We start from the raw sequence: 17734 nt of genomic DNA on the forward strand, positions 1-17734 counted from the left end.
GCGGAAATATGCGGCTTGATCGGGGCAATCACAGCACATGCCGCAGGGATCCCGCGTCGGGAAGAAGACCTCGTGAGCGTCGAACCGCCGTCGTCGGGCCGCCCCACCGGCCCACCCTCCGGCCCGCTGTCAGGCCCCTCGCAGCCGCCCTCGGGCCCGCCTTCGCAGCCCCCGGGCAGCAGTGCCGGGGCACCGACGCCGGAACCCCGCCGCCCCTGGTGGAGGTCGGCTCCACGGGTCGCGATGATCGCCGCCGCGGTGGTGGCCGCCGTGGTCCTCGCGGTCGTCCTCACCCGCCCCGACGGCGGCTCGAACAAGGCGAGCGGCGGCGGCGAGGTCTTCCTGCAGGCCGCCGCCAAGACGGGCCCGGACCCCTTCACCGAGTCGACGGCCAAGGACAACTCCGCCCCGCCCGTCTCCGCCTCCCCGACCGGCGCCTCCGAGCCCCTGAACGCCGTACGCGGCGTGGACGGCGCGGCACCCGGCCTCTACGGCGGCACCCGCAACGTCTCCAGTTGCGACGTCGAGAAGCAGATCAAGGCCCTCCGGGCGGCCCCCGCGAAGAACAAGGCGTTCGCCTCGGTCGCCGGCGTCCAGCCGTCCGGAGTACCGGCCTATCTGCGCTCGCTCACACCCGTCCAGCTGCGCATGGACACCCGCGTCACCAACCACGGTTACCGCGACGGTGCCGCCACCAGCTACCAGGCCGTCCTCCAGGCAGGCACCGCCGTCCTCGTCGACGGCCACGGGGTGCCCCGTACGCGCTGCGCCTGCGGCAACCCGCTGACCCCGCCGGTCGCCCAGCGGACCACGCCGAAGCACACCGGGGACACCTGGTCGTCGTACCACCCCTCGAACGTGGTCGCGGTCGTGCCCTCGGTGACCGTCATCAACGTCTTCGTGATCTACGACCCGGACCACGACGACTGGATCGGCCGCCACCGCGGAGACACCGGCCACAAGGACCACAAGACCGACCCGCCCGTGCGGCCCTCCCCGTCGGTGAGCGTGTCCACGCTGACCCCGCCGACCTCCACAGCCCCGTCCTCGCCGGGCCCGAGTACGCCCTCCTTGCAGCCGCCCACCAGCGAATCCCCGGGTGAGGAGCCCGCCGCCCCCGAAACCTCGCCGCCAGGGCCACCCCTCGTCTCCGGCGCAACGACCGGGACGACACAATAGGCGTCCCTGTACAGCGACCCGGCGTCCTGAGCGGTGTGACGATTCTCCGGGACTGCGACGTGCGACTCGGGGTACGAGCACTGGTGCAGCAGCGTCCGGCCAGTCCGGCTTCCGAGAGAGAAACGCATGATCGACCACCTGGACGGGGCAGTGATACCGACTGGTTTCGACGTGCCCGTGGAACCCCTACGGCAAGCGGCGCACTACACCGGCGAGCCGGGATGTATCGCCGAGGCGCGGTCGTTCGCCGCGGACTTCCTCGGCCGGCTCAGAACCGAGTGGTGTGCCGCCATCGCCGACCGTGCCGAGGAGGAGGTGCTCCTCGTGGTGAGCGAACTCGTCACCAACGCCGACCGGCACAGCAACGGGCCGTACATCCTTGAACTGGAGGGCACCGACGTCTCGGTCGCCGTCACGGTCTACGACAGCAGCGCCGCCCTGCCCCACAGGTTCCCGCGGGATCCCGAACGCGTCGGCCGGCACGGCCTGGAGATCGTGCACGCGTTGGCGCGGGAGGTCGCGGCGGAACGCGTGCCGGTGGGCAAGCGCGTGCGTGCCGTACTCCGATTCAGCGGCAAGCAGTGAAGCAGTGACCCCCGGCAGGGGAGCGGGTGCCGTCCCCGGACGGCACCCGCCTATTGGTGGCTGTCTTGTCGGCTGTCTGCCTCAGGCGCAGCCCAGCTCGCCCAGCATGCCCTCGCGCAGCCGGGTGATGATCCGCTTGATCAGCCGGGACACATGCATCTGTGAGCAGCCGAGGCGCTCACCGATCTCCGACTGGGTGGCCTCCTCCACGAACCGCATGTGGATGATCTCCCGGTCCCGGTCGCTGAGCTCGGCCATCAGCGGGGCGAGCGACTGGAAGTCCTCGACGAGCCGCAGCCCGTCCTCCTCCACGCCGATGAAGTCGGCCAGCACTGCTTCGCCGCCCTCGGGGCCGTCGCCGGTCAGGGCGGCGTCCAGGGACGAGGAGTTGTAGCCGTTCGAGGCGATCTGCCCCTCGATCACCTCGGTCTCGGAGATGTTCATCAGGGTGGCCAGTTCGGCCACCGACGGGTCGCGGTCCAGGCGGCTGGCGAGTTCCTCGCGCGCCTTGGCCAGTTCGACGCGCAGCTCCTGCAGGCGCCGCGGGACGTGCACCGCCCAGGTGGTGTCACGGAAGAACCGCTTGATCTCGCCGACGATGTAGGGCAGCGCGAACGACGTGAACTCGACCTCGCGCGACACCTCGAACCGGTCGATGGCCTTGATCAGGCCGATCATGCCGGTCTGGACGATGTCCTCCATGTCGTCGCCGCGGCCCCGGAACCGTCCGGCCGCGAAGCGCACGAGCGACATGTTCATCTCGATGAGGGTGTTGCGCGCGTACTGGTACTCGTGGGTCCCCTCCTCAAGTTCCGTCAGGCGCTGGAAGAACTGGCGGGACAGCTCCCGCGCGTCCCTCGGGGCGACGGCCCGCGGCTGTTCGACTCCCGGCAGCGGCGTCCCACCCGTCCTGGTCCCGCAGGCGTGCCCGGTGAGCTTCGTCTCCGAACGGTTCACGGCGGTGACGGCGGTATGCATTACCTCTCCCACGAAAGTCACGGCTCGACGTCTGCCTCTTCGGCCTCGGTTGTCTCGGGTCCTGCGCGTTGGTGCGCGGTCTGCCGGATACCCGGAACGCGTCTCCATACGCCTCCCCGGACCACCGGCCGGCCAATCGCCCGCAGCTCCCTCACCTTGCGCGTACCCGAGGAGTGACGACGCATGCCCATCGGGTTCGCCGGCGGCGCAAAATCGCTGGTCCACAGGGACCGAAGGGCTCGCCCGGCACCGCACGCCGCGTCCTGGCACCGCCGATTCCACCCAGGGCGGAACACCGGGCCCTTCCCAGGACGGCCACGGAACCTAGGCTGAAGCGGTGAGCAACCAAGCGCCGAACCAAGCCCGCGTGATCCCCCTGCGCCCGCAGTCCGCGCGCCCGGGGACCGGCCGCCCACCGTCCGAACGCCCCGCCACGACCCCGCCGCGTCCGGTCGCCCCGCAGGGCCCCGCCCCAGGCGAGACCACCAGGGAACCACTGTGGCGTGATCTTGTCGGTGACGTCCTGCGCCGAGAGCGCCTCGCCCAGGAGCGCACGCTCAAGGACGTGGCCGATGCGGCCCGGATCTCGATGCCCTATCTCTCCGAGGTGGAGCGCGGCCGCAAGGAGGCCTCCTCGGAGGTCCTCGCGGCCGCCGCCCACGCCCTGGGACTCGGCCTCGGCGATCTGCTCTCGCTGGCCCAGGGCGAGCTGACCCGGCACTCCGCCCGCAGCAGCCGGGCGGTGCGCGGATCGTCGTACGACGGGATGTGCCTGGCGGCCTGACATGGGGGCCTGCTGTTCTTCAACCTATGGCCGAGCCTCAGTGGCACCGGTAGGTTCTCCGCGGTGATCTTGATGGAGACGCAGGGCCTCGTGTCGATGACCGACGACGCGCAGTTGCGTTGGTCGGCGCAGGGGAATACGACTCTGCAGCCGCCCGTGGTCATGCTCCACGGCGGTCCGGGTCTGCCGGATTATCTGGGTGATGTCGCCCTCATGATCGCGGACCTCGCGCCCGTGTACCGGTACGACCAGCGCGGCACAGGCCGGTCCCCGTGGCGGGGCCGCCATTCCTTCGCCCGGCATGTCGACGATCTCGCCGAGCTGCTCGACGCATGGGACGTGCCCAGAGCCGTGCTGATCGGGCACTCCTACGGCACCGACCTGGCGAGCCGGTTCTGCCTGGCGCACTCTGACCGGGTTGCCGCGATACTGCTGATGTGCGGACCGTTCGTCGGTGACTGGCGTACCGCTGACCGGGCGGAGCGCGACCGCCGGATGTCCGCAGCGCAGCAGGAGCGGCTCCGCGAGTTGGAAGAGTTGCCGTGTCGTACGGAGGAGCAGGAAGTCGAGTTGCTCACGCTGGCCTGGTTCACCGATCATGCCGATCCCGAACGCGGGTGGCACTGGGCCGCGCAGGGTGCCCGTCGGCGTCGCCCCGTCAACTGGGCCATGAACGGTGAACTGGGCAAGGAAGGACGCGCGGATCCGCTCGATGAGCATCTTGCCGGGCTGCGCGCGTGCCTGCCTGCGCGAGCGGAGCTTCTCGGTGGAGCTGACGATCCACGCCCCGTGTCGGCTCTTGGATCACTCGCGCTCCAGCTCGGTCTTCCGTTGACGCGGATCGAGGGCGCTGGGCACGAGCCCTGGCTGGAGCGGCCCGACGCCGTGCGTGCGCACCTGCGACGATTCGTGCAAGGCACGGTGGGTGCATAGGGTTTCACCGGTTGGCCTCATCCCCGGCTGTCGGCACCGCGGCGGCCCGGTATCGAAATGGGTCTCGAACCAGGCCGCGACGAAGGCCGTGAGGGTGCGTCTGCTGCCTGATACCGGCCCCGGGGGAAGCGTTCGCGAAAGCGTCACGCTTCAGGGACGACTCGTTCGACTGCCTGACCGCGCGCGGGGACGAGCTGTTGTGCCGAAACCCTCAACACCCGGACCAGGAAGGCCACTTGGCTCCAAGAACCACCGCCTGCCGACCCGCTATGACGTCGGGAAAACGACCGGACGACCCGAGATCAGCATGCAGCGCGAAGCTTAGACCCGCATGAGGCGCCGGCTCAGCACCTCGTCGGCGAGCCCGTACGCGAGGGCCTCCTCGGCGGTGAACACCTTGTCGCGGTCCATGTCCGCGCGCAGGGTCGCGAGGTCGTGGCCGGTGTGGCGGGCGAGCACCTGCTCGACCTGGGAGCGGATCCGGACCATCTCCTTGGCCTGGAGGGCGAGATCGGAGATCATGCCGCGGCTGCCGCCCGACGCGGGCTGGCCGAGCAGCACACGCGCGTGCTCCAGCACGAACCGGCGCCCGGGATCCCCTCCGGCCAGCAGAACGGCGGCCGTGGAGGCCGCCTGCCCGACGCAGCACGTCGAGATCGGCGCCTTCACGTACGACATCGTGTCGTAGATCGCCATCAGTGAAGTGAACGAGCCGCCGGGCGAGTTGATGTAGATCGAGATCTCGCTGTCCGGCGACGACGACTCCAGATGCAGGAGCTGTGCGATCACGACGTTGGCGACCCCGTCGTCGATCTCGGTGCCGAGGAAGATGATCCGCTCGGACAGCAGCCGGCTGAACACATCGGACGACCGTTCGCCGTTCGCGGTCCGCTCGACGACGTACGGAATCGTGTAGTTCGCCATGTCAGAGCCCCATCCGTCGCTTGGAGGCGGCCGGGCGGACGTCGGCGAGCGACTCCAGGACCCGGTCCACCATGCCGTACTCCTTGGCCTCCTCGGCCGTGAACCAGCGGTCGCGGTCGCCGTCCCGCGCGATCGTCTCCGGGCTCTGGCCGGTGTTCTCGGCGATGAGCTGCTCCATGGTCCGCTTGGTGTGCTCCAGGTTCTCCGCCTGGATCTCGATGTCGGCGGTGGTGCCGCCGATGCCCGCCGACCCCTGGTGCATCATGATCCGCGCGTTGGGCAGGGCGTACCGCTTGCCTGGGGTGCCGCCGCAGAGCAGGAACTGGCCCATGCTGGCCGCGAATCCCATGGCGAGCGTGGAGACGTGGTTCGGGATGAGCCGCATCGTGTCGTAGATCGCGAGACCCGCGTGCACCGAGCCGCCGGGGCTGTTGATGTACAGGCTGATGTCGGTGCGCGGGTCCTCCGCGGACAGCACGAGCAGCTGCGAGCAGACGCGGTTTGCGGAGACCTCGTCGACCTGGGTGCCCAGCAACACGATGCGCTGGGCGAGGAGTTGAGCGGCCAGCTGGTCGTCGAAGCGGGAGGGAGGGGTGTCGCCCTCCTCGGCCCGGACGGAAGTCATGGGCTGTCCTCCTGGTGGTAGGGATGCCGTCGACTCCACTGTTGACCTAGGACGACGCCCTACGGCGGTTTCTCTGCCGGTGGCAGATTCGCCACCGGCAGAGCGGAGCCCGATGGTGTGCCCAGGCAGGCCCGGATGCTGCTGGTTCGCGTGAGTGTGTGGGCCACCTGGGTCTGTCCGCCGCCCGACCGATGAGTTCCGCGGCGAGGATCAGTCGACACAGATGACGGACGTTCCCACGACCCAGGAGGTACGCATGGCCACCGACGGTTTCACCACCTGTCTCTGGTTCGACGGCCAGGCCGAAGAGGCCGCTCACCACTACGTCTCCATCTTCAAGAACTCCAGCATCGGCACGATCGCCCGCTACCCGGAGGGCGCACCCCAGCCCGCGGGCAGCGTGCTGACCGTCGAGTTCACGGCCAACGGGCACAAGTTCCTCGCGCTCAACGGCGGCCCCGAGTTCAAGTTCTCCGAGGCGGTCTCCTTCATGGTCTTCTGCGAGAACCAGGAGGAGATCGACTACTACTGGACCAAGCTCACCGAGGGCGGTGGCGAGCCCGGCCCCTGCGGCTGGCTCAAGGACAAGTTCGGCGTGTCCTGGCAGGTCGTCCCGGACCGCCTCCAGGCCATGATCACCGACCCGGACCCGGCGAAGGCGGCCCGTGTCACCAAGGCGTTCATGGCGATGAGCAAGTTCGACATCGCGGCCCTGGACAAGGCCTACGCGGGCGAGTGAGCGCCCTTCCGGCGCTGTTCAGGAGGCACCGATCACCCGTGTGATCTCCCGGGCGATCCGCAGGATGCCGGGGGAGCGGACCGGGCAGGGCTTCGGTGTGGCCGTCGTGGGCGCCAGGCAGAAGTGCAGGTAGTCCTTGTCGAGGTGCAGGGCCGTGCGGTCGCGGTCCGGCTGGGTGCAGTAGCCGGGGTGCTCGTGCTCGTAGGCGGTGCACGGGAGGTGCTGCGTCCACGTGTAGCGAGCCCCGGCGGGAGCAACCGTCGCGCCCGCGTCGGCCACGAGGTCGCCCGAGGCGGCGGCCTGCTCCTTGTACAGCTCGTTCACGCGCCGGACCCGGTCGGGGGTGATCGGGTCCGGCCCCTGCGCCACCCACACGATCCGCGGTCGCCGCTCACCGCCCGCTGCCGCGATCTGATCGGTCAGCCGGCGAAGATCCGCTCGGTATCTGCTGAAGTACTTCTGGGGTGCGGCGGCATGGCTGATCCCGTCCATGCACCAGGTGTAGCCCCACGCGTTGCCCCAGAACTGCAGCACCACATAGTCCGGACGCAGCGCGCGGACCAGCGCGGCCGCCTTGTCCCGGTCGGGCACGAGCGACTTCTTCCCCGTCCCCTCCAGGTAGTCGCACGGCGTGGTTCCCGAGTACGGCGCGCTCGTGTACGTCGCCCGCAGCTGCCGGCGCAGCTCCTGGCCGAGCACGTCCTGGGCCTCCATGGCGAGCGAGTCGCCGAGGTACAGCACCCGCGGCGCGACGACCCCGGGTGAGGCGCTCGGAGAGGACTGGGCCCGCTGGTGCGTCGTGGCCGCACGAGAGACGTCCGGGGTGGGCGGCGCGGTCTCGGGCCCGTCCGACGGGTCACCGCAGGCGCCGAGCAGCAGGACTCCGGTCAGTACCCCCACGATCCACGGTCTCCGCATGCGCGACTCCCGGCCCGGCCGTCGAAAAACGGTTCCCCAGGCAAGCACAGCCGGGCTCAAGGGGGAAGACGCGCGGCACGGTTCACTCGCCGCCGGACCCTTCCAGGAAGTCCATCAACTCGGTCAGCGGCTTGGTCAGTTGGGCGTCGAATCCGGCCGCACGCGACAGCGCGGGGTCCGTGCCCTGGCTGAAGCCGGCGACCGCGAACGGTTTGACCAGGTAGCCGTCGGCACCGATCTCCAGACCCGCCACCCGGTCCGCCTCCGTGCCACGGCCCGTGACCACGATGACCGGAAGCCGGCTCGTGGACCCGAGCGCCCGCAGCAGTTCGAGCCCGCTGCCGTCCGGCAACCCCAGGTCCAGGACGGCGAGATCGACGCGGCTCTCATGGAACACGGACTTTCCGGCGCGGGCGTCCATGACCCAGGTGACGGTGAATCCGGCGCGCTCCAGAGAGGAACGGCACATCAGTGCGAAGTCGGGCTCGTCCTCGATCAGGGCGAGGTGCGGGCGCATTCCGCATCACCTGGCCCGCCCGGCACCCGCCCGGGGGAGTTCCGGCGCGGACGCGTGCGGCGCGGGGACGGCGAAACCGCCGCACCCGTCCGCGCCGGAGCGAAAGGCCTCCGGGACGGACGACGAGTACTCGGCCTGCGGCGCCGGGTGCTGGGGAAGGGGGCGACGTTCGCCGCGCTGTGCGCCCCCGGCGCCCGGCGGCTGCTGCGGGTGACCTCGGTGTCCAAGTAGCCGCGCAGGGCGGGGAGTTCGGTCAGTGTCCGGGGGATGACCCTGATGTCGTCGGCGCCGTTCTGCTCGAACTGCACCCGGCCCCGGCGCACCCGGAGCTGGAGGCGCATGGTGGACACGTTCCCTCCTGGGAAGTGAGCGGGCCAACCTTGCCGCTGAGGCAGTCGGCGCACCGTGAGTGCCCGCGCTCCTCAGAGCAGGTCGTTCACCAGTACGGCCGCTCCGTCGAAGCGACCGGTCTTCAGGTCCCGCAGTGCCCGGTCGGCCTGGGACAGCGGGTAGGTGTGCGTGGTCGCGCGCACGCCGTGCCGGGCGGCCAGGGCGAGGAACTCCCGCCCGTCCGCACGGGTGTTGGAGGTGACGCTGCGCACCTCCTTCTCGTAGAACAGCTCGCTCTCGTAGCGCAGCGGCGGGATGTCACTGAGGTGGATCCCGGCGATCGACAGGACACCGCCCCGGTCCAGGGCCCGCAGCGCCACCGGGACCAGATCGCCCACGGGTGCGAAGAGGATCGCGCTGTCGAGGGGCTCGGGCGGCATCTCGTACGGCTCCCGCGCCGACGCGGCTCCCAGGTCAAGGGCCAGCTTCCGGGCCGCCGCACCTCGGGTCAGGACGTGCACGGTGGCGCCCTCGGCCAGGGCCACCTGCGCGCACAGATGGGCGCTGCCGCCGAAGCCGTACAGCCCGAGCCGTCCGCCCGGCGGCAACGAGGCCCGCCGCAGGGCCCGGTGGCCGATGATCCCCGCGCAGAGCAGCGGGGCGAGCGACACATCGTCCGGGCCGTCGGGCAACCGGTAGGCGAAAGCCGCCGGTACGACCGTGTACTCCGCGTAGCCGCCGTCGGCGTCCCAGCCGGTGTACCGGGAGGCCGGGCAGAGGTTCTCGGACCCGCGGGCGCAGTACGCGCAGGTGCCGTCGGTCCACCGCAGCCAGGCCACCCCGACTCGTTCGCCGACCTCGAAGCCGCGCACCCCGGTGCCGGATCCTGCCACCACGCCGACGACCTCGTGCCCCGGCGTCACCCCCGGTCGGCGTACCGGCAGATCGCCCTCGGTGACGTGCAGATCGGTCCGGCACACCCCGCACGCGCGCACGTGCACGAGAAGCTCGTCGTCGCCCGGCACCGGGACAGCTCTCTCCACGAACCGGAGGCCACCCTCCTCGACCTGTCCCGCAATCACCACCGACCACGCGTGCATCGTCATGCCGCACCCCGTCCTCGCCGGGACCGTCTCTTCCTCCCAGTCTGAACCGTTCGACGCGCGGTCCGCCGCACCCATGGCTAGCGTGGGGAAACGGACCATCCACCGATCGGGAAGGCCGCAGTCATGGCCGTACAACCTGAGGGAACCCCCTGCTGGGCCGATGCGATGTTCAGCGACTTGGAGGGAGCCAAGAGCTTCTACGGCGACGTCCTCGGCTGGACATTCGGCGAGTCGTCGTCGGAGTACGGCAACTACACACAGGCCTACGCGGACGGCAAGGCTGTGGCCGCGGTCGTCCCGCCGATGCCGGGGCAGGAGGGGCAGTCGCAGTGGTGTCTGTACATCGCGTCGCCGGATGCCGCCGCGACGGCCGCCAAGATCCGTGAGAACGGCGGCGAGGTGATCATGGAGCCCATGCAGGTCGGAGACTTCGGCACGATGTGCCTGGGCCGTGACCCGAGCGGCGTCGTCTTCGGCGTGTGGCAGGCAGGCACCCACGAGGGGTTCGAGGCGCCGCCCGAGCAGCCCGGAGCGTTCTGCTGGGCCGAGATCTTCACCCGCGAGCCCGAGAAGTCCGACACGTTCTTCCCCGCCGTCTTCGGATACAGCTCCCGGCAGATCCAGGACGACGCCATGGACTTCCGGATGTACAACCTCGGCGACAACACCGTCCTCGGCCGCATGAAGATGGGGGACGAGTTCCCGCCCCAGGTCCCGGCGTACATCAACGTCTACTTCAACGTGGACAACTGCGACGACGCCGTCGCCCGCGCCACCAAGCTCGGTGCTGTCCTGCGGTTCGGGCCGATGGACTCGCCGTTCGGCCGGTTCGCCGCGCTCACCGACCCGCAGGGTGCGAGCTTCTCGGTCGTCGACGTGACGACGACACAGGGTGAGATGCCCGAGCTCGCCGACGTGCCCTAGCCGGTGCGCACCGCCGTGACCGCCACGGCCGTGTAGTGCATCGAGAAACTCCCGCCCAGCGCGTCCACGGCGTCGCCGAGCGCGCTGAGCAGGGCGTCGAGCCGCTCGGCGGGCAGCTGGCCGTGGCCGCCGAAGGTGGGTACCTGGTCCAGCCACTCCTCGCGGGTGTAGGCCCGGTCCCACCCGAATCGCCACTGCTCCGGCTCGTCGAACCCGGACGCCTCGCGGATCCCGTCGGCCGCAGTGGTGCAGACGCCCGCGTAGGCGTCCGGGCCCGTGGTCCGGCGCCAGTCCATCACGAACGGCAGGTCTGGCAGAGCGTGGGCGTAGGCCCGGGTGAACGCCTCGGCCACGTCGGGCGCGGGCTGGAAGGCGTTCCAGAAGAGGGTCAGCCGTCCACCGGGCCGCAGTACCCGGGCCGCCCGAGCCGCACCGGCCACGGGGTCGACCCAGTGCCAGACGGTACCCGCGACGACCGCGTCGAAGGTCCGGCCCGCGGGCTCCCACTCCTCGAACCGCGCGACCTCGACCGCAAGGCCTCTGCCGCGCGCGAACGCGGCCATCCGCGCGTCGGGTTCGACCCCCAGCACCCGGCAGCCACGCGCCTGGAAGGCCAGCCCGGCGATCCCGGTGCCCGCGCCCACGTCCAGGACGTCCCGGCCGGGGCTCTCGGTGACGATCCGCTCCACCAGGGCGTCCGGGTAGCGGGGACGGGTCCGGTCGTAGCGCTCGGCGTCCTTGCCGTACGACTCGGCGATCTCAGTGTGTCGAGGTGAAGTGGGCATTCGCCCACTCTAAGTGGGCATGCGCCCACTCGACAAGAATCAGGGAGGATGTTCGACAGAGAGCGAGGTGGGCCGTGCCGACAGGGATCGCCATCCGTGATGTGCGGGAGCAGTTGTTCGACGCCGCCGAGCGAATCCTGCTCCGGGACGGGGCGAACGCGCTGACCAGCCGGGCGGTCACCACCGAGGCGGGGGTCGCCAAAGGAGTTCTGCACCGTCACTTCGAGGATTTCGACGAATTCCTCGCCGAGCTGGTGCTGGACCGTATCGGCCGTATCGAGGTCCGCTCCCGAGCTCTGCGCGAATCCGCGGGGACCGGTGCCGTCGTGGACAACCTCACAGGGGCGCTGACCGACCTCTTCGGGACGATCGCCCTGCGGATCGTCGGCCTGGTCATCGCCCGGGACGCCCTGCGGGCCCGTCTCCGCCGGGCGAGAGGCGGGGGAGTGCCGGTGCTGCGCGAGGCCACCGGGATGGTGGCCGGCTATCTCGCCGCGGAACGCGACCTCGGGCGCGTTGCTGCCGACGCCGACGTGGACCTGCTCGCCCCCACGCTGATCGGGGCCGCGCACCTGTTGTTCGCCGACGCGGAAGGCGCTGCGCCCGGGGACGGGGAAGTCCGCAGGGTCGTGGCCGCGGTCGTCACGGTGGGATGAACGCGCACCCGGCCTCATGGCATGATCGAGCGCATGCGTGAACGAGTGGTGGCCGCGTGCGACGGGGCTTCGAAGGGAAATCCGGGACCCGCGGCCTGGGCCTGGGTCGTGGCCGACGAGGGCGAGAGGCCGTCCCGCTGGGAAGCCGGCCCCCTCGGCAAGGCCACCAACAATGTCGCCGAACTCACCGCGCTGGAGCGGCTGTTGGCCGCGACCGACCCGGATGTGCCGCTGGAGGTCCGGATGGACTCCCAGTACGCCATGAAGGCCGTCACCACCTGGCTGCCCGGCTGGAAGCGCAACGGCTGGAAGACCTCCGCGGGCAAGCCGGTCGCCAACCAGGACCTCGTCGTCCGGATCGACGAACTGCTCGACGGCCGCTCGGTCGAGTTCCGTTACGTCCCCGCCCACCAGGTCGACGGCGACCCGCTCAACGACTTCGCCGATCGCGCGGCCAGCCAGGCGGCGATCGTCCAGGAACCCGCGAGCAGCGAGCTCGGCTCCCCGGAGCCGCCCCCGTCGCCTGACACCCCCAAAGCCGACCGCCCCGCCCGGGCCAAGGCGCCCAAGCGGAGCGGCGGTTCGTCCTCCCGTACGATCAAGGCCAAGTTCCCCGGCCGGTGTCTGTGCGGACGTTCCTACGCGGCGGGCGAGCCCATCGCCAAGAACGACCAGGGCTGGGGGCACCCGGACTGCCGTACGGGAGCGGCCGGTTAGCCCGTGACCGTCAAGTGCCGTACGGAAGGGGTCAGTTGGCCCGTGGTGGTCAGATGACCGCCCCGCGCCACTCGCCGGTCTCCTGACCGCGCTCCTCGATGAACTTCTTGAAGCGCTCCAGATCGCCCTTGGTCTGCCGCTTCACGAACCCGAGCTTGTCGCCGACCTTCTCGGTGATGGTGTCCGGATGGAAGTCCATCTGGAACATCACCTTGGTGTGGCCCTCGTCGAGCCGGTGGAAGGTGACCGCACCGGCCTGACGTGCCTCGCCGGCGATCGTGGTCCACGCGACCCGCTCGTCCGGGATCTGCTCGGTGATCTCGGCATCGAACTCCCTGTGCACCCCGTTGACGTTGGTCACCCAGTGCGTGAGTGTGTCGGTGCGCTGTTCGATGCGCTCGACCCCGTTCATGAACTCGGGGAACGTCTCGAACTGCGTCCACTGGTTGTAGGCGGTGTGCACCGGCACGCCGACCTCGATGGATTCCTCGACCTGCGACATGGGTGAATCCCTCCTTCGTCCTCTTGGTGTGTTCGGCGCGGGTACCGCACCACCTGCGGGGCAAACCGTCGCAAGACGACCGTCATCCGGCGTCGAATGGTCCATGTCCACGGACCGCTGCTCTGCGTTGCCAATGCACCACTTTGGGTAATTCCTTGGGGTGCGCGTAAAGGCCGCCTGCCTCGGTGGCGGGCCCGCCGGCCTGTAAGAGTCGGCCCGCGCGATCGAGGAGGCCCTTGGTCACCTGGTACGCCACGGCATCGGCTGCTGGAGATCCTCGCCGCACGGGCCCGCTCGCTGGGCGTACGGCTGGAGTTCGAGCACGAGATCACCGACGGCAACCTCCCTGCCGGGGTGCCCGGTGCGCAGGCCGCTGTGCAGCAAGGTCTTCGACTCCTTCACCTTCGCCTCCGTGGAGACCGGCCACGGCTGGATCCGAGGCCGACGGACTCGCCCTGCCGGAGAAGCCCGGACAGCTGGAGGCCCTGCGCAGGTTCAAGCGCCGGCTCGGTCCGAAGGTCGCGCGGACCGTGCACGCCAGGGAGCTGTCCGCCGGCGGCTCGGACGCCCGAAAGTAGCCCGCGGCCCGGAAACGCTATTGGGTGAATGGCGATTCACCGCTAGAGTGAATTGCCATTCACCCACCGTTTCCCGGAGCGCCGATGGACCAGCAGGGCCCGATATCCCCACCGCACGGAACGAGCCTGCGAAACCGGCTCACCGTGCCGGTACTGGCGATGTGCGGTGTGCTCATGGCCGTCATGCAGACCGTCGTCGTGCCCTTGCTGCCGGACCTGCCCCGGCTGACGCACTCCTCGGCCGGCGCCGTCTCCTGGATGGTCACGGCGACCCTGCTGTCCGGCGCGGTCCTCACCCCGGTGCTCGGCCGGGCCGGTGACATGTACGGCAAGCGCCGGGTGCTGACCGGAGCCCTCGCCCTGATGACGGTCGGCTCGGTGATGTGCGCCCTGTCCTCCGACATCACCGTGCTCATCGCGGCCCGCGCCCTCCAGGGAGCCGCCGCCTCCGTCGTGCCCCTGTCGATCAGCATCCTGCGCGACGAACTGCCGCCCGAACGCCGGGGTTCCGCGGTCGCCATGATGAGCTCCACCGTCGGTATCGGCGCGGCACTGGGTCTGCCGCTCGCCGCGACGGTCGTCCAGTACGCCGACTGGCACACCATGTTCTGGCTCACCAGCGCCCTCGGTGCCCTGGGTGTCACGGCGGTGTCGTGGGCGGTCCGGGAGTCGCCGGTGCGCCGACCCGGGCGCTTCGACGTACCGGGTGCCCTGGGGCTGGCAGTCGGGCTGGTGAGCCTTCTGCTCGGAGTGTCCCAGGGCGGGCAGTGGGGCTGGGGCAGCCCCGCGGTCCTGGGCATGTTCGGCACATCCGTCGTCGTCCTCGCCCTGTGGTGGTGGCACCAGCTGCGCACCGAACAGCCCTTGGTGGATCTGCGCCTTGTCACCCGCCCGCGCGTGGGCCTGTCCCATGTGGCAGCCCTGCTCACAGGATTCGCCTTCTACGCCAACTCCCTGGTCACGGCCCAGCTGGTGCAGGCACCGAAGGCCAGTGGCTACGGACTCGGCCTGTCCATCGTGGCCACCGGTCTGTGCCTGCTGCCCGGCGGTGTGACGATGCTGCTGTTCTCGCCGGTCTCCGCCCGGATCTCCACGTCCCGCGGCCCGCGCATCACGCTCGCCCTCGGCGCCGCGGTCATCGCGTGCGGCTACGCGGTGCGCATCGCGGACAGCCGCGACCTGTGGATGATCATCCTGGGCGCGACCGTGGTGGCCACCGGCACCACCCTCGCCTACTCGGCCCTGCCGACCCTCATCCTGCGCGCGGTCCCGGCCGAGCAGACGGCCTCCGCCAACGGCGTCAACGTCCTCATGCGCACCATCGGCCAGGCCACCTCCAGCGCCGCGGTCGCCGCGGTGCTGGTCCACCACACCAGCCCGGTCGGCGGCGCTCCCGTGCCCACCCTGCACGGATACCTGCTGGCCTTCGCGATGGCGGGCGCGGTCGCCCTGGCGGCGTGCGCGGCGGCGCTGACCATACCCGGCGACTCCACGCCCGAGGGCGCCCGCCGGGCCAAGGGGCGCACCCGGGGAGCGCGGGACGGGGCGATGGAGGGAGCATGAGTGCCGTGAGCACAACGCCCCCCACCAGCACGCCCGCCCGCCGGGACGCCGAGGCGACCAAGGCCGCCATCCTGAGGGCCGCCCGCTACCTCCTGGCCCGCACCCCCCACGCCGACATCACCCTCAAGGCGGTGGCCGAACGCGCCGGCGTCAGCCCGCCGTTGATCGTGAAGTACTTCGGCAACAAGGACGCCCTGTTCGCCCGGGTGATGTCCTTCGAGTCCGACGCGGCGGCCCTGCTCGACGCCCCCTTGGACGAACTGGGCCGCCACATGGTCCGGCACGTCCTCACCGGTCAGATCGAGCGCGGCGCCGACCCCTTGCTCCGGATCGCGTTCGCCCCGGTCCAGGGCGAACACGGCGACATCCTGCGCGTCAACTTCCGCACACAGGTGGTGGAACGCCTGGCAGAACGACTGGAGGGCCCCGACGCGGGCCTGCGGGCCGAACTGGCGGTGGGCACCCTTCTGGGCCTGGGCGTGATGTACGGCATCGCGCGGGGCACGCGGCTGCGGGCGAGCGGGGTGGAGGAACTGGTGAACCGGTATGCCCCCACCGTGCAGGCCCACTTGACGCCCTAACCGAACAGGCGGTCCAGGAAGGCGTTGCCGAACACTCCGTGCGGATCGAGCCGGTCCAGCACCCCGGCCGCCTGCCCCCACACCGCCTCACCGAACGACCCGGGAATCGTCGTCCCCAGCACCTTCTCGTCCTCCCACACGGCATCGTCCGTGTAGGCCCACCCCTTGGACCACTCGACGCGAGTCCCCTCATAGCCATCGATGAGGAACTGCTCGATCTCCCGCAGGAAGGCCTCCGCGTACGGCGTCCCCGGCAGCGTCAGGATGTCCAGCCACACCGCCGTGTCCCACTCGGGATGCCCCTCGTTGGCCCGCAACGCCGACAGCAGCGGAGCCCGAGCACCCTCCACCCCGACCTCACCCGGATCGTCGAGCCCGGTCACCCGGATCTCGACCGTCCCGTTGACCGGGAACTTCCCCTGCGCGGTGTACGCGGCCAGCCGTTCCCGGTAGAAGTCCGTGAACTCGGCGACGACACGCTGCACTTGATCCCGGCTCGTCAGCACCGCGTACCCGTTCGCGGTCACCCGGAGCGTCGTCGGCCTGATGTACAGCAGCGTGTTCTTCGACGGCCCCCAGATGTCGGCCGACAGCGTCGCCGTGAGCCCCACCGCCGCCACGTCGAGCTGCGCGTTCCCGAGCACCGGCGCCAGATACCAGGCCGCGTCCGACATCATCCGCCCGGCCAGGTCCGCCACCGGCGTCGGCACGTTGTCGGAGAAGGGATAGTTGTACGGCGAGGTCACGCGCCGCGAGGCGAGCGGCTTGGTCGGCGCCACACTCCACACCTTCAGCCACGGGAACTCCGTGTAGGCGAACCAGATCGCCTCGACCCGCCCCGCCTCCTCAAGGAAGCTCGCGAAGGTCCGCCCGTCACCGCCGGGCGCCGCGAAGAGCTCGGAAGCCGGGATGTCGACCCGGCTCACGCACCGCAGATTGCTGTTGGTCCCGAGCCGCAGCACGACCTCGGTGACGAAGGCCCGTCCGAGATGGGTGAGCAGAGCGGCACTGTCGGCCTCGGCACGGCCGAACTCGCGCAGCACGTACGCCCCGCTGCCCTCGTCCCACACCACCGCCGTCAGCGACACGATCCGGTTGCTGAGCGAGCCGTACGTCTGCCCTGGCAGCCGCTCCTCCCCGTCGGCCGCGACGGCGGTCCCGTGTGCGTCGATCGCGAGCGCCCCGCCCAGGGTGAGGTCGCCGGGAGCGGGCGCGGCGGTGACCCCGAGTCCGTGCTCCTCCAGATAGGTCAGCAGGGCCTCCAGAGTGGCCCCGGTGCCGGCGCGCACGGCGGAGCCGGAGTCCAGGGACAGGCCGGTGAGGTGGGAGGCGGTGTCGACGAGGAGGACGGGCGCGTCCGACGCCGTGCCCTCCGTGATGGTCAGGGGCGACCAGCCGTGCGAGGAGCCTCGCGCGCGGACCCGCCAGCCGTGCCGCCAGGCCCAGTTGACGACCTCGACCACCTGGTCCGGGCCGGTCGGCGCACAGGCCCACAGGCCGTCGGCGGTGATCTCGCCGACCCAGTTCCGATAGGCCGAACGGTGCAGGGCCACGCCGGCCGGGAAATCGGGCAGCTCCTCGGCCGCGGCCACCGGGTCGGCCGGCAGCAGAATCGGTACGGCGGCCAGCGCGGCGGCGCTCATGAGAAAGCCGCGACGGGACCAGGAGGGGTTGTCCTGCGGGTGGTTGCTCTCGGAACGATCAGTCACGGGGTCACGGTAGGCGCCCATTGACACGTGCATGCCCTACGTCGAAACGTGTCACTCGTGTGGGTGAAAAATTCACAGGCCCAGGCCCGGAGCGGCCAGTT

20 protein-coding genes and 1 pseudogene are annotated in these 17734 nt (G+C 70.6%); 11 read left to right on the top strand and 10 right to left on the bottom strand.

Features of this window, described 5'->3' with window-relative positions; all coding sequences use genetic code 11:
* The first annotated feature begins 72 nt into the window (after nt 1–72).
* Together ACI2L1_RS30650 and ACI2L1_RS30655 are read left to right on the top strand one after the other, a co-directional pair.
* Nucleotides 73–1179: a DUF6777 domain-containing protein gene (locus ACI2L1_RS30650; protein ID WP_404742639.1), complete on the top strand. Its 1107-nt coding sequence runs from the start codon at nt 73–75 to the stop codon at nt 1177–1179.
* A gap of 126 nt (nt 1180–1305) precedes the next feature.
* Nucleotides 1306–1764, top strand: a complete 459-nt coding sequence (locus ACI2L1_RS30655) for an ATP-binding protein (protein ID WP_404742640.1) — start codon at nt 1306–1308, stop codon at nt 1762–1764.
* 81 nt (nt 1765–1845) lie between these two features.
* Here ACI2L1_RS30655 and ACI2L1_RS30660 read toward each other — a convergent pair whose 3' ends face one another.
* Nucleotides 1846–2742 (bottom strand): RNA polymerase sigma factor SigF, encoded by an 897-nt coding sequence (locus ACI2L1_RS30660; protein WP_404742641.1) that lies wholly within the window; start codon nt 2740–2742, stop codon nt 1846–1848.
* 337 nt (nt 2743–3079) lie between these two features.
* Here ACI2L1_RS30660 and ACI2L1_RS30665 point away from each other — a divergent pair, with 337 nt between their 5' ends.
* Nucleotides 3080–3526 (top strand): helix-turn-helix domain-containing protein, encoded by a 447-nt coding sequence (locus ACI2L1_RS30665; protein WP_404742642.1) that lies wholly within the window; start codon nt 3080–3082, stop codon nt 3524–3526.
* 72 nt (nt 3527–3598) lie between these two features.
* Entirely contained in the window at nt 3599–4459 is an 861-nt protein-coding gene (locus tag ACI2L1_RS30670) for an alpha/beta fold hydrolase (protein ID WP_404742711.1), read from the top strand.
* A 321-nt stretch (nt 4460–4780) separates the two neighbouring features.
* Here the strand turns inward: ACI2L1_RS30670 and ACI2L1_RS30675 are convergent, their stop codons facing one another.
* Together ACI2L1_RS30675 and ACI2L1_RS30680 are read right to left on the bottom strand one after the other, a co-directional pair.
* Entirely contained in the window at nt 4781–5383 is a 603-nt protein-coding gene (locus ACI2L1_RS30675) for a ClpP family protease (protein WP_404742643.1), read from the bottom strand.
* 1 nt (nt 5384) lies between these two features.
* Entirely contained in the window at nt 5385–6008 is a 624-nt protein-coding gene (locus ACI2L1_RS30680; protein ID WP_404742644.1) for a ClpP family protease, read from the bottom strand.
* Nucleotides 6009–6264: 256 nt separating this feature from the next.
* Between ACI2L1_RS30680 and ACI2L1_RS30685 the strand changes: the two genes are divergently transcribed.
* Entirely contained in the window at nt 6265–6747 is a 483-nt protein-coding gene (locus ACI2L1_RS30685; RefSeq protein ID WP_404742712.1) for a VOC family protein, read from the top strand.
* An 18-nt stretch (nt 6748–6765) separates the two neighbouring features.
* Here the strand turns inward: ACI2L1_RS30685 and ACI2L1_RS30690 are convergent, their stop codons facing one another.
* The 4 genes from ACI2L1_RS30690 to ACI2L1_RS30705 form a co-directional block, all read right to left on the bottom strand.
* A complete protein-coding gene (locus ACI2L1_RS30690) occupies nt 6766–7665 on the bottom strand; it encodes an SGNH/GDSL hydrolase family protein (protein WP_404742645.1) in 900 nt (299 codons plus the stop codon).
* Between the two features lie 82 nt (nt 7666–7747).
* The gene (locus ACI2L1_RS30695; protein WP_404742646.1) at nt 7748–8182 is read right to left on the bottom strand and encodes a response regulator transcription factor; all 435 of its coding nucleotides are present in this window, start codon (nt 8180–8182) and stop codon (nt 7748–7750) included.
* Nucleotides 8161–8532: a hypothetical protein gene (locus tag ACI2L1_RS30700; protein WP_404742647.1), complete on the bottom strand. Its 372-nt coding sequence runs from the start codon at nt 8530–8532 to the stop codon at nt 8161–8163. Before ACI2L1_RS30700 ends, ACI2L1_RS30695 begins: the two co-directional genes overlap by 22 nt.
* A gap of 72 nt (nt 8533–8604) precedes the next feature.
* Nucleotides 8605–9612, bottom strand: a complete 1008-nt coding sequence (locus ACI2L1_RS30705; protein WP_404742713.1) for a zinc-binding alcohol dehydrogenase family protein — start codon at nt 9610–9612, stop codon at nt 8605–8607.
* 129 nt (nt 9613–9741) lie between these two features.
* Between ACI2L1_RS30705 and ACI2L1_RS30710 the strand changes: the two genes are divergently transcribed.
* The gene (locus ACI2L1_RS30710) at nt 9742–10542 is read left to right on the top strand and encodes a VOC family protein (protein WP_404742648.1); all 801 of its coding nucleotides are present in this window, start codon (nt 9742–9744) and stop codon (nt 10540–10542) included.
* On the opposite strand, the gene ACI2L1_RS30715 is transcribed toward ACI2L1_RS30710, so the two are convergent.
* A complete protein-coding gene (locus ACI2L1_RS30715; protein WP_404742649.1) occupies nt 10539–11327 on the bottom strand; it encodes a class I SAM-dependent methyltransferase in 789 nt (262 codons plus the stop codon). The two genes, ACI2L1_RS30710 and ACI2L1_RS30715, sit on opposite strands and share 4 nt — an antisense overlap.
* A 74-nt stretch (nt 11328–11401) precedes the next feature.
* On the opposite strand from ACI2L1_RS30715, the gene ACI2L1_RS30720 reads away from it, so the two are divergent.
* Complete coding sequence (locus ACI2L1_RS30720; protein WP_404742650.1) at nt 11402–11983, top strand: TetR/AcrR family transcriptional regulator; 582 nt, start codon at nt 11402–11404, stop codon at nt 11981–11983.
* Nucleotides 11984–12004: 21 nt separating this feature from the next.
* The gene (locus tag ACI2L1_RS30725) at nt 12005–12700 is read left to right on the top strand and encodes a ribonuclease H (protein WP_404742651.1); all 696 of its coding nucleotides are present in this window, start codon (nt 12005–12007) and stop codon (nt 12698–12700) included.
* Between the two features lie 49 nt (nt 12701–12749).
* Here the strand turns inward: ACI2L1_RS30725 and ACI2L1_RS30730 are convergent, their stop codons facing one another.
* Nucleotides 12750–13202 carry an SRPBCC family protein gene (locus tag ACI2L1_RS30730; protein ID WP_404742652.1) on the bottom strand — a complete coding sequence of 151 codons (453 nt, stop codon included), beginning with the start codon at nt 13200–13202 and terminating at the stop codon, nt 12750–12752.
* Between the two features lie 246 nt (nt 13203–13448).
* Here ACI2L1_RS30730 and ACI2L1_RS30735 point away from each other — a divergent pair.
* The 3 genes and pseudogenes from ACI2L1_RS30735 to ACI2L1_RS30745 form a co-directional block, all read left to right on the top strand.
* Nucleotides 13449–13638, top strand: a pseudogene (locus ACI2L1_RS30735) (FAD-binding monooxygenase); the annotation flags it as partial.
* Nucleotides 13639–13864: 226 nt separating this feature from the next.
* Nucleotides 13865–15343: an MFS transporter gene (locus ACI2L1_RS30740; RefSeq protein ID WP_404742653.1), complete on the top strand. Its 1479-nt coding sequence runs from the start codon at nt 13865–13867 to the stop codon at nt 15341–15343.
* A complete protein-coding gene (locus ACI2L1_RS30745) occupies nt 15340–15924 on the top strand; it encodes a TetR family transcriptional regulator (RefSeq protein WP_404742654.1) in 585 nt (194 codons plus the stop codon). Before ACI2L1_RS30740 ends, ACI2L1_RS30745 begins: the two co-directional genes overlap by 4 nt.
* On the opposite strand, the gene ACI2L1_RS30750 is transcribed toward ACI2L1_RS30745, so the two are convergent.
* Nucleotides 15921–17567 carry a cholesterol oxidase substrate-binding domain-containing protein gene (locus tag ACI2L1_RS30750; protein ID WP_404742714.1) on the bottom strand — a complete coding sequence of 549 codons (1647 nt, stop codon included), beginning with the start codon at nt 17565–17567 and terminating at the stop codon, nt 15921–15923. The genes ACI2L1_RS30745 and ACI2L1_RS30750 overlap by 4 nt on opposite strands.
* Nucleotides 17568–17734 lie beyond the last annotated feature (167 nt).

This window comes from Streptomyces sp. NPDC019531, assembly GCF_044903305.1.
GTDB lineage: Bacteria > Actinomycetota > Actinomycetes > Streptomycetales > Streptomycetaceae > Streptomyces.

Excerpts from the sequence above, each read along its gene's own strand:
- ACI2L1_RS30660 (WP_404742641.1), bottom strand. The coding sequence starts at position 2,742 with ATGCATACCGCCGTCACCGCCGTGAACCGTTCGGAGACGAAGCTCACC.
- ACI2L1_RS30685 (WP_404742712.1), top strand. The coding sequence starts at position 6,265 with ATGGCCACCGACGGTTTCACCACCTGTCTCTGGTTCGACGGCCAGGCC.
- ACI2L1_RS30655 (WP_404742640.1), top strand. The coding sequence starts at position 1,306 with ATGATCGACCACCTGGACGGGGCAGTGATACCGACTGGTTTCGACGTG.
- ACI2L1_RS30675 (WP_404742643.1), bottom strand. The coding sequence starts at position 5,383 with ATGGCGAACTACACGATTCCGTACGTCGTCGAGCGGACCGCGAACGGC.
- ACI2L1_RS30705 (WP_404742713.1), bottom strand. The coding sequence starts at position 9,612 with ATGCACGCGTGGTCGGTGGTGATTGCGGGACAGGTCGAGGAGGGTGGC.
- ACI2L1_RS30745 (WP_404742654.1), top strand. The coding sequence starts at position 15,340 with ATGAGTGCCGTGAGCACAACGCCCCCCACCAGCACGCCCGCCCGCCGG.
- ACI2L1_RS30750 (WP_404742714.1), bottom strand. The coding sequence starts at position 17,567 with ATGAGCGCCGCCGCGCTGGCCGCCGTACCGATTCTGCTGCCGGCCGAC.
- ACI2L1_RS30680 (WP_404742644.1), bottom strand. The coding sequence starts at position 6,008 with ATGACTTCCGTCCGGGCCGAGGAGGGCGACACCCCTCCCTCCCGCTTC.
- ACI2L1_RS30690 (WP_404742645.1), bottom strand. The coding sequence starts at position 7,665 with ATGCGGAGACCGTGGATCGTGGGGGTACTGACCGGAGTCCTGCTGCTC.
- ACI2L1_RS30725 (WP_404742651.1), top strand. The coding sequence starts at position 12,005 with ATGATCGAGCGCATGCGTGAACGAGTGGTGGCCGCGTGCGACGGGGCT.
- ACI2L1_RS30695 (WP_404742646.1), bottom strand. The coding sequence starts at position 8,182 with ATGCGCCCGCACCTCGCCCTGATCGAGGACGAGCCCGACTTCGCACTG.
- ACI2L1_RS30670 (WP_404742711.1), top strand. The coding sequence starts at position 3,599 with ATGGAGACGCAGGGCCTCGTGTCGATGACCGACGACGCGCAGTTGCGT.
- ACI2L1_RS30710 (WP_404742648.1), top strand. The coding sequence starts at position 9,742 with ATGGCCGTACAACCTGAGGGAACCCCCTGCTGGGCCGATGCGATGTTC.
- ACI2L1_RS30730 (WP_404742652.1), bottom strand. The coding sequence starts at position 13,202 with ATGTCGCAGGTCGAGGAATCCATCGAGGTCGGCGTGCCGGTGCACACC.
- ACI2L1_RS30740 (WP_404742653.1), top strand. The coding sequence starts at position 13,865 with ATGGACCAGCAGGGCCCGATATCCCCACCGCACGGAACGAGCCTGCGA.
- ACI2L1_RS30715 (WP_404742649.1), bottom strand. The coding sequence starts at position 11,327 with ATGCCCACTTCACCTCGACACACTGAGATCGCCGAGTCGTACGGCAAG.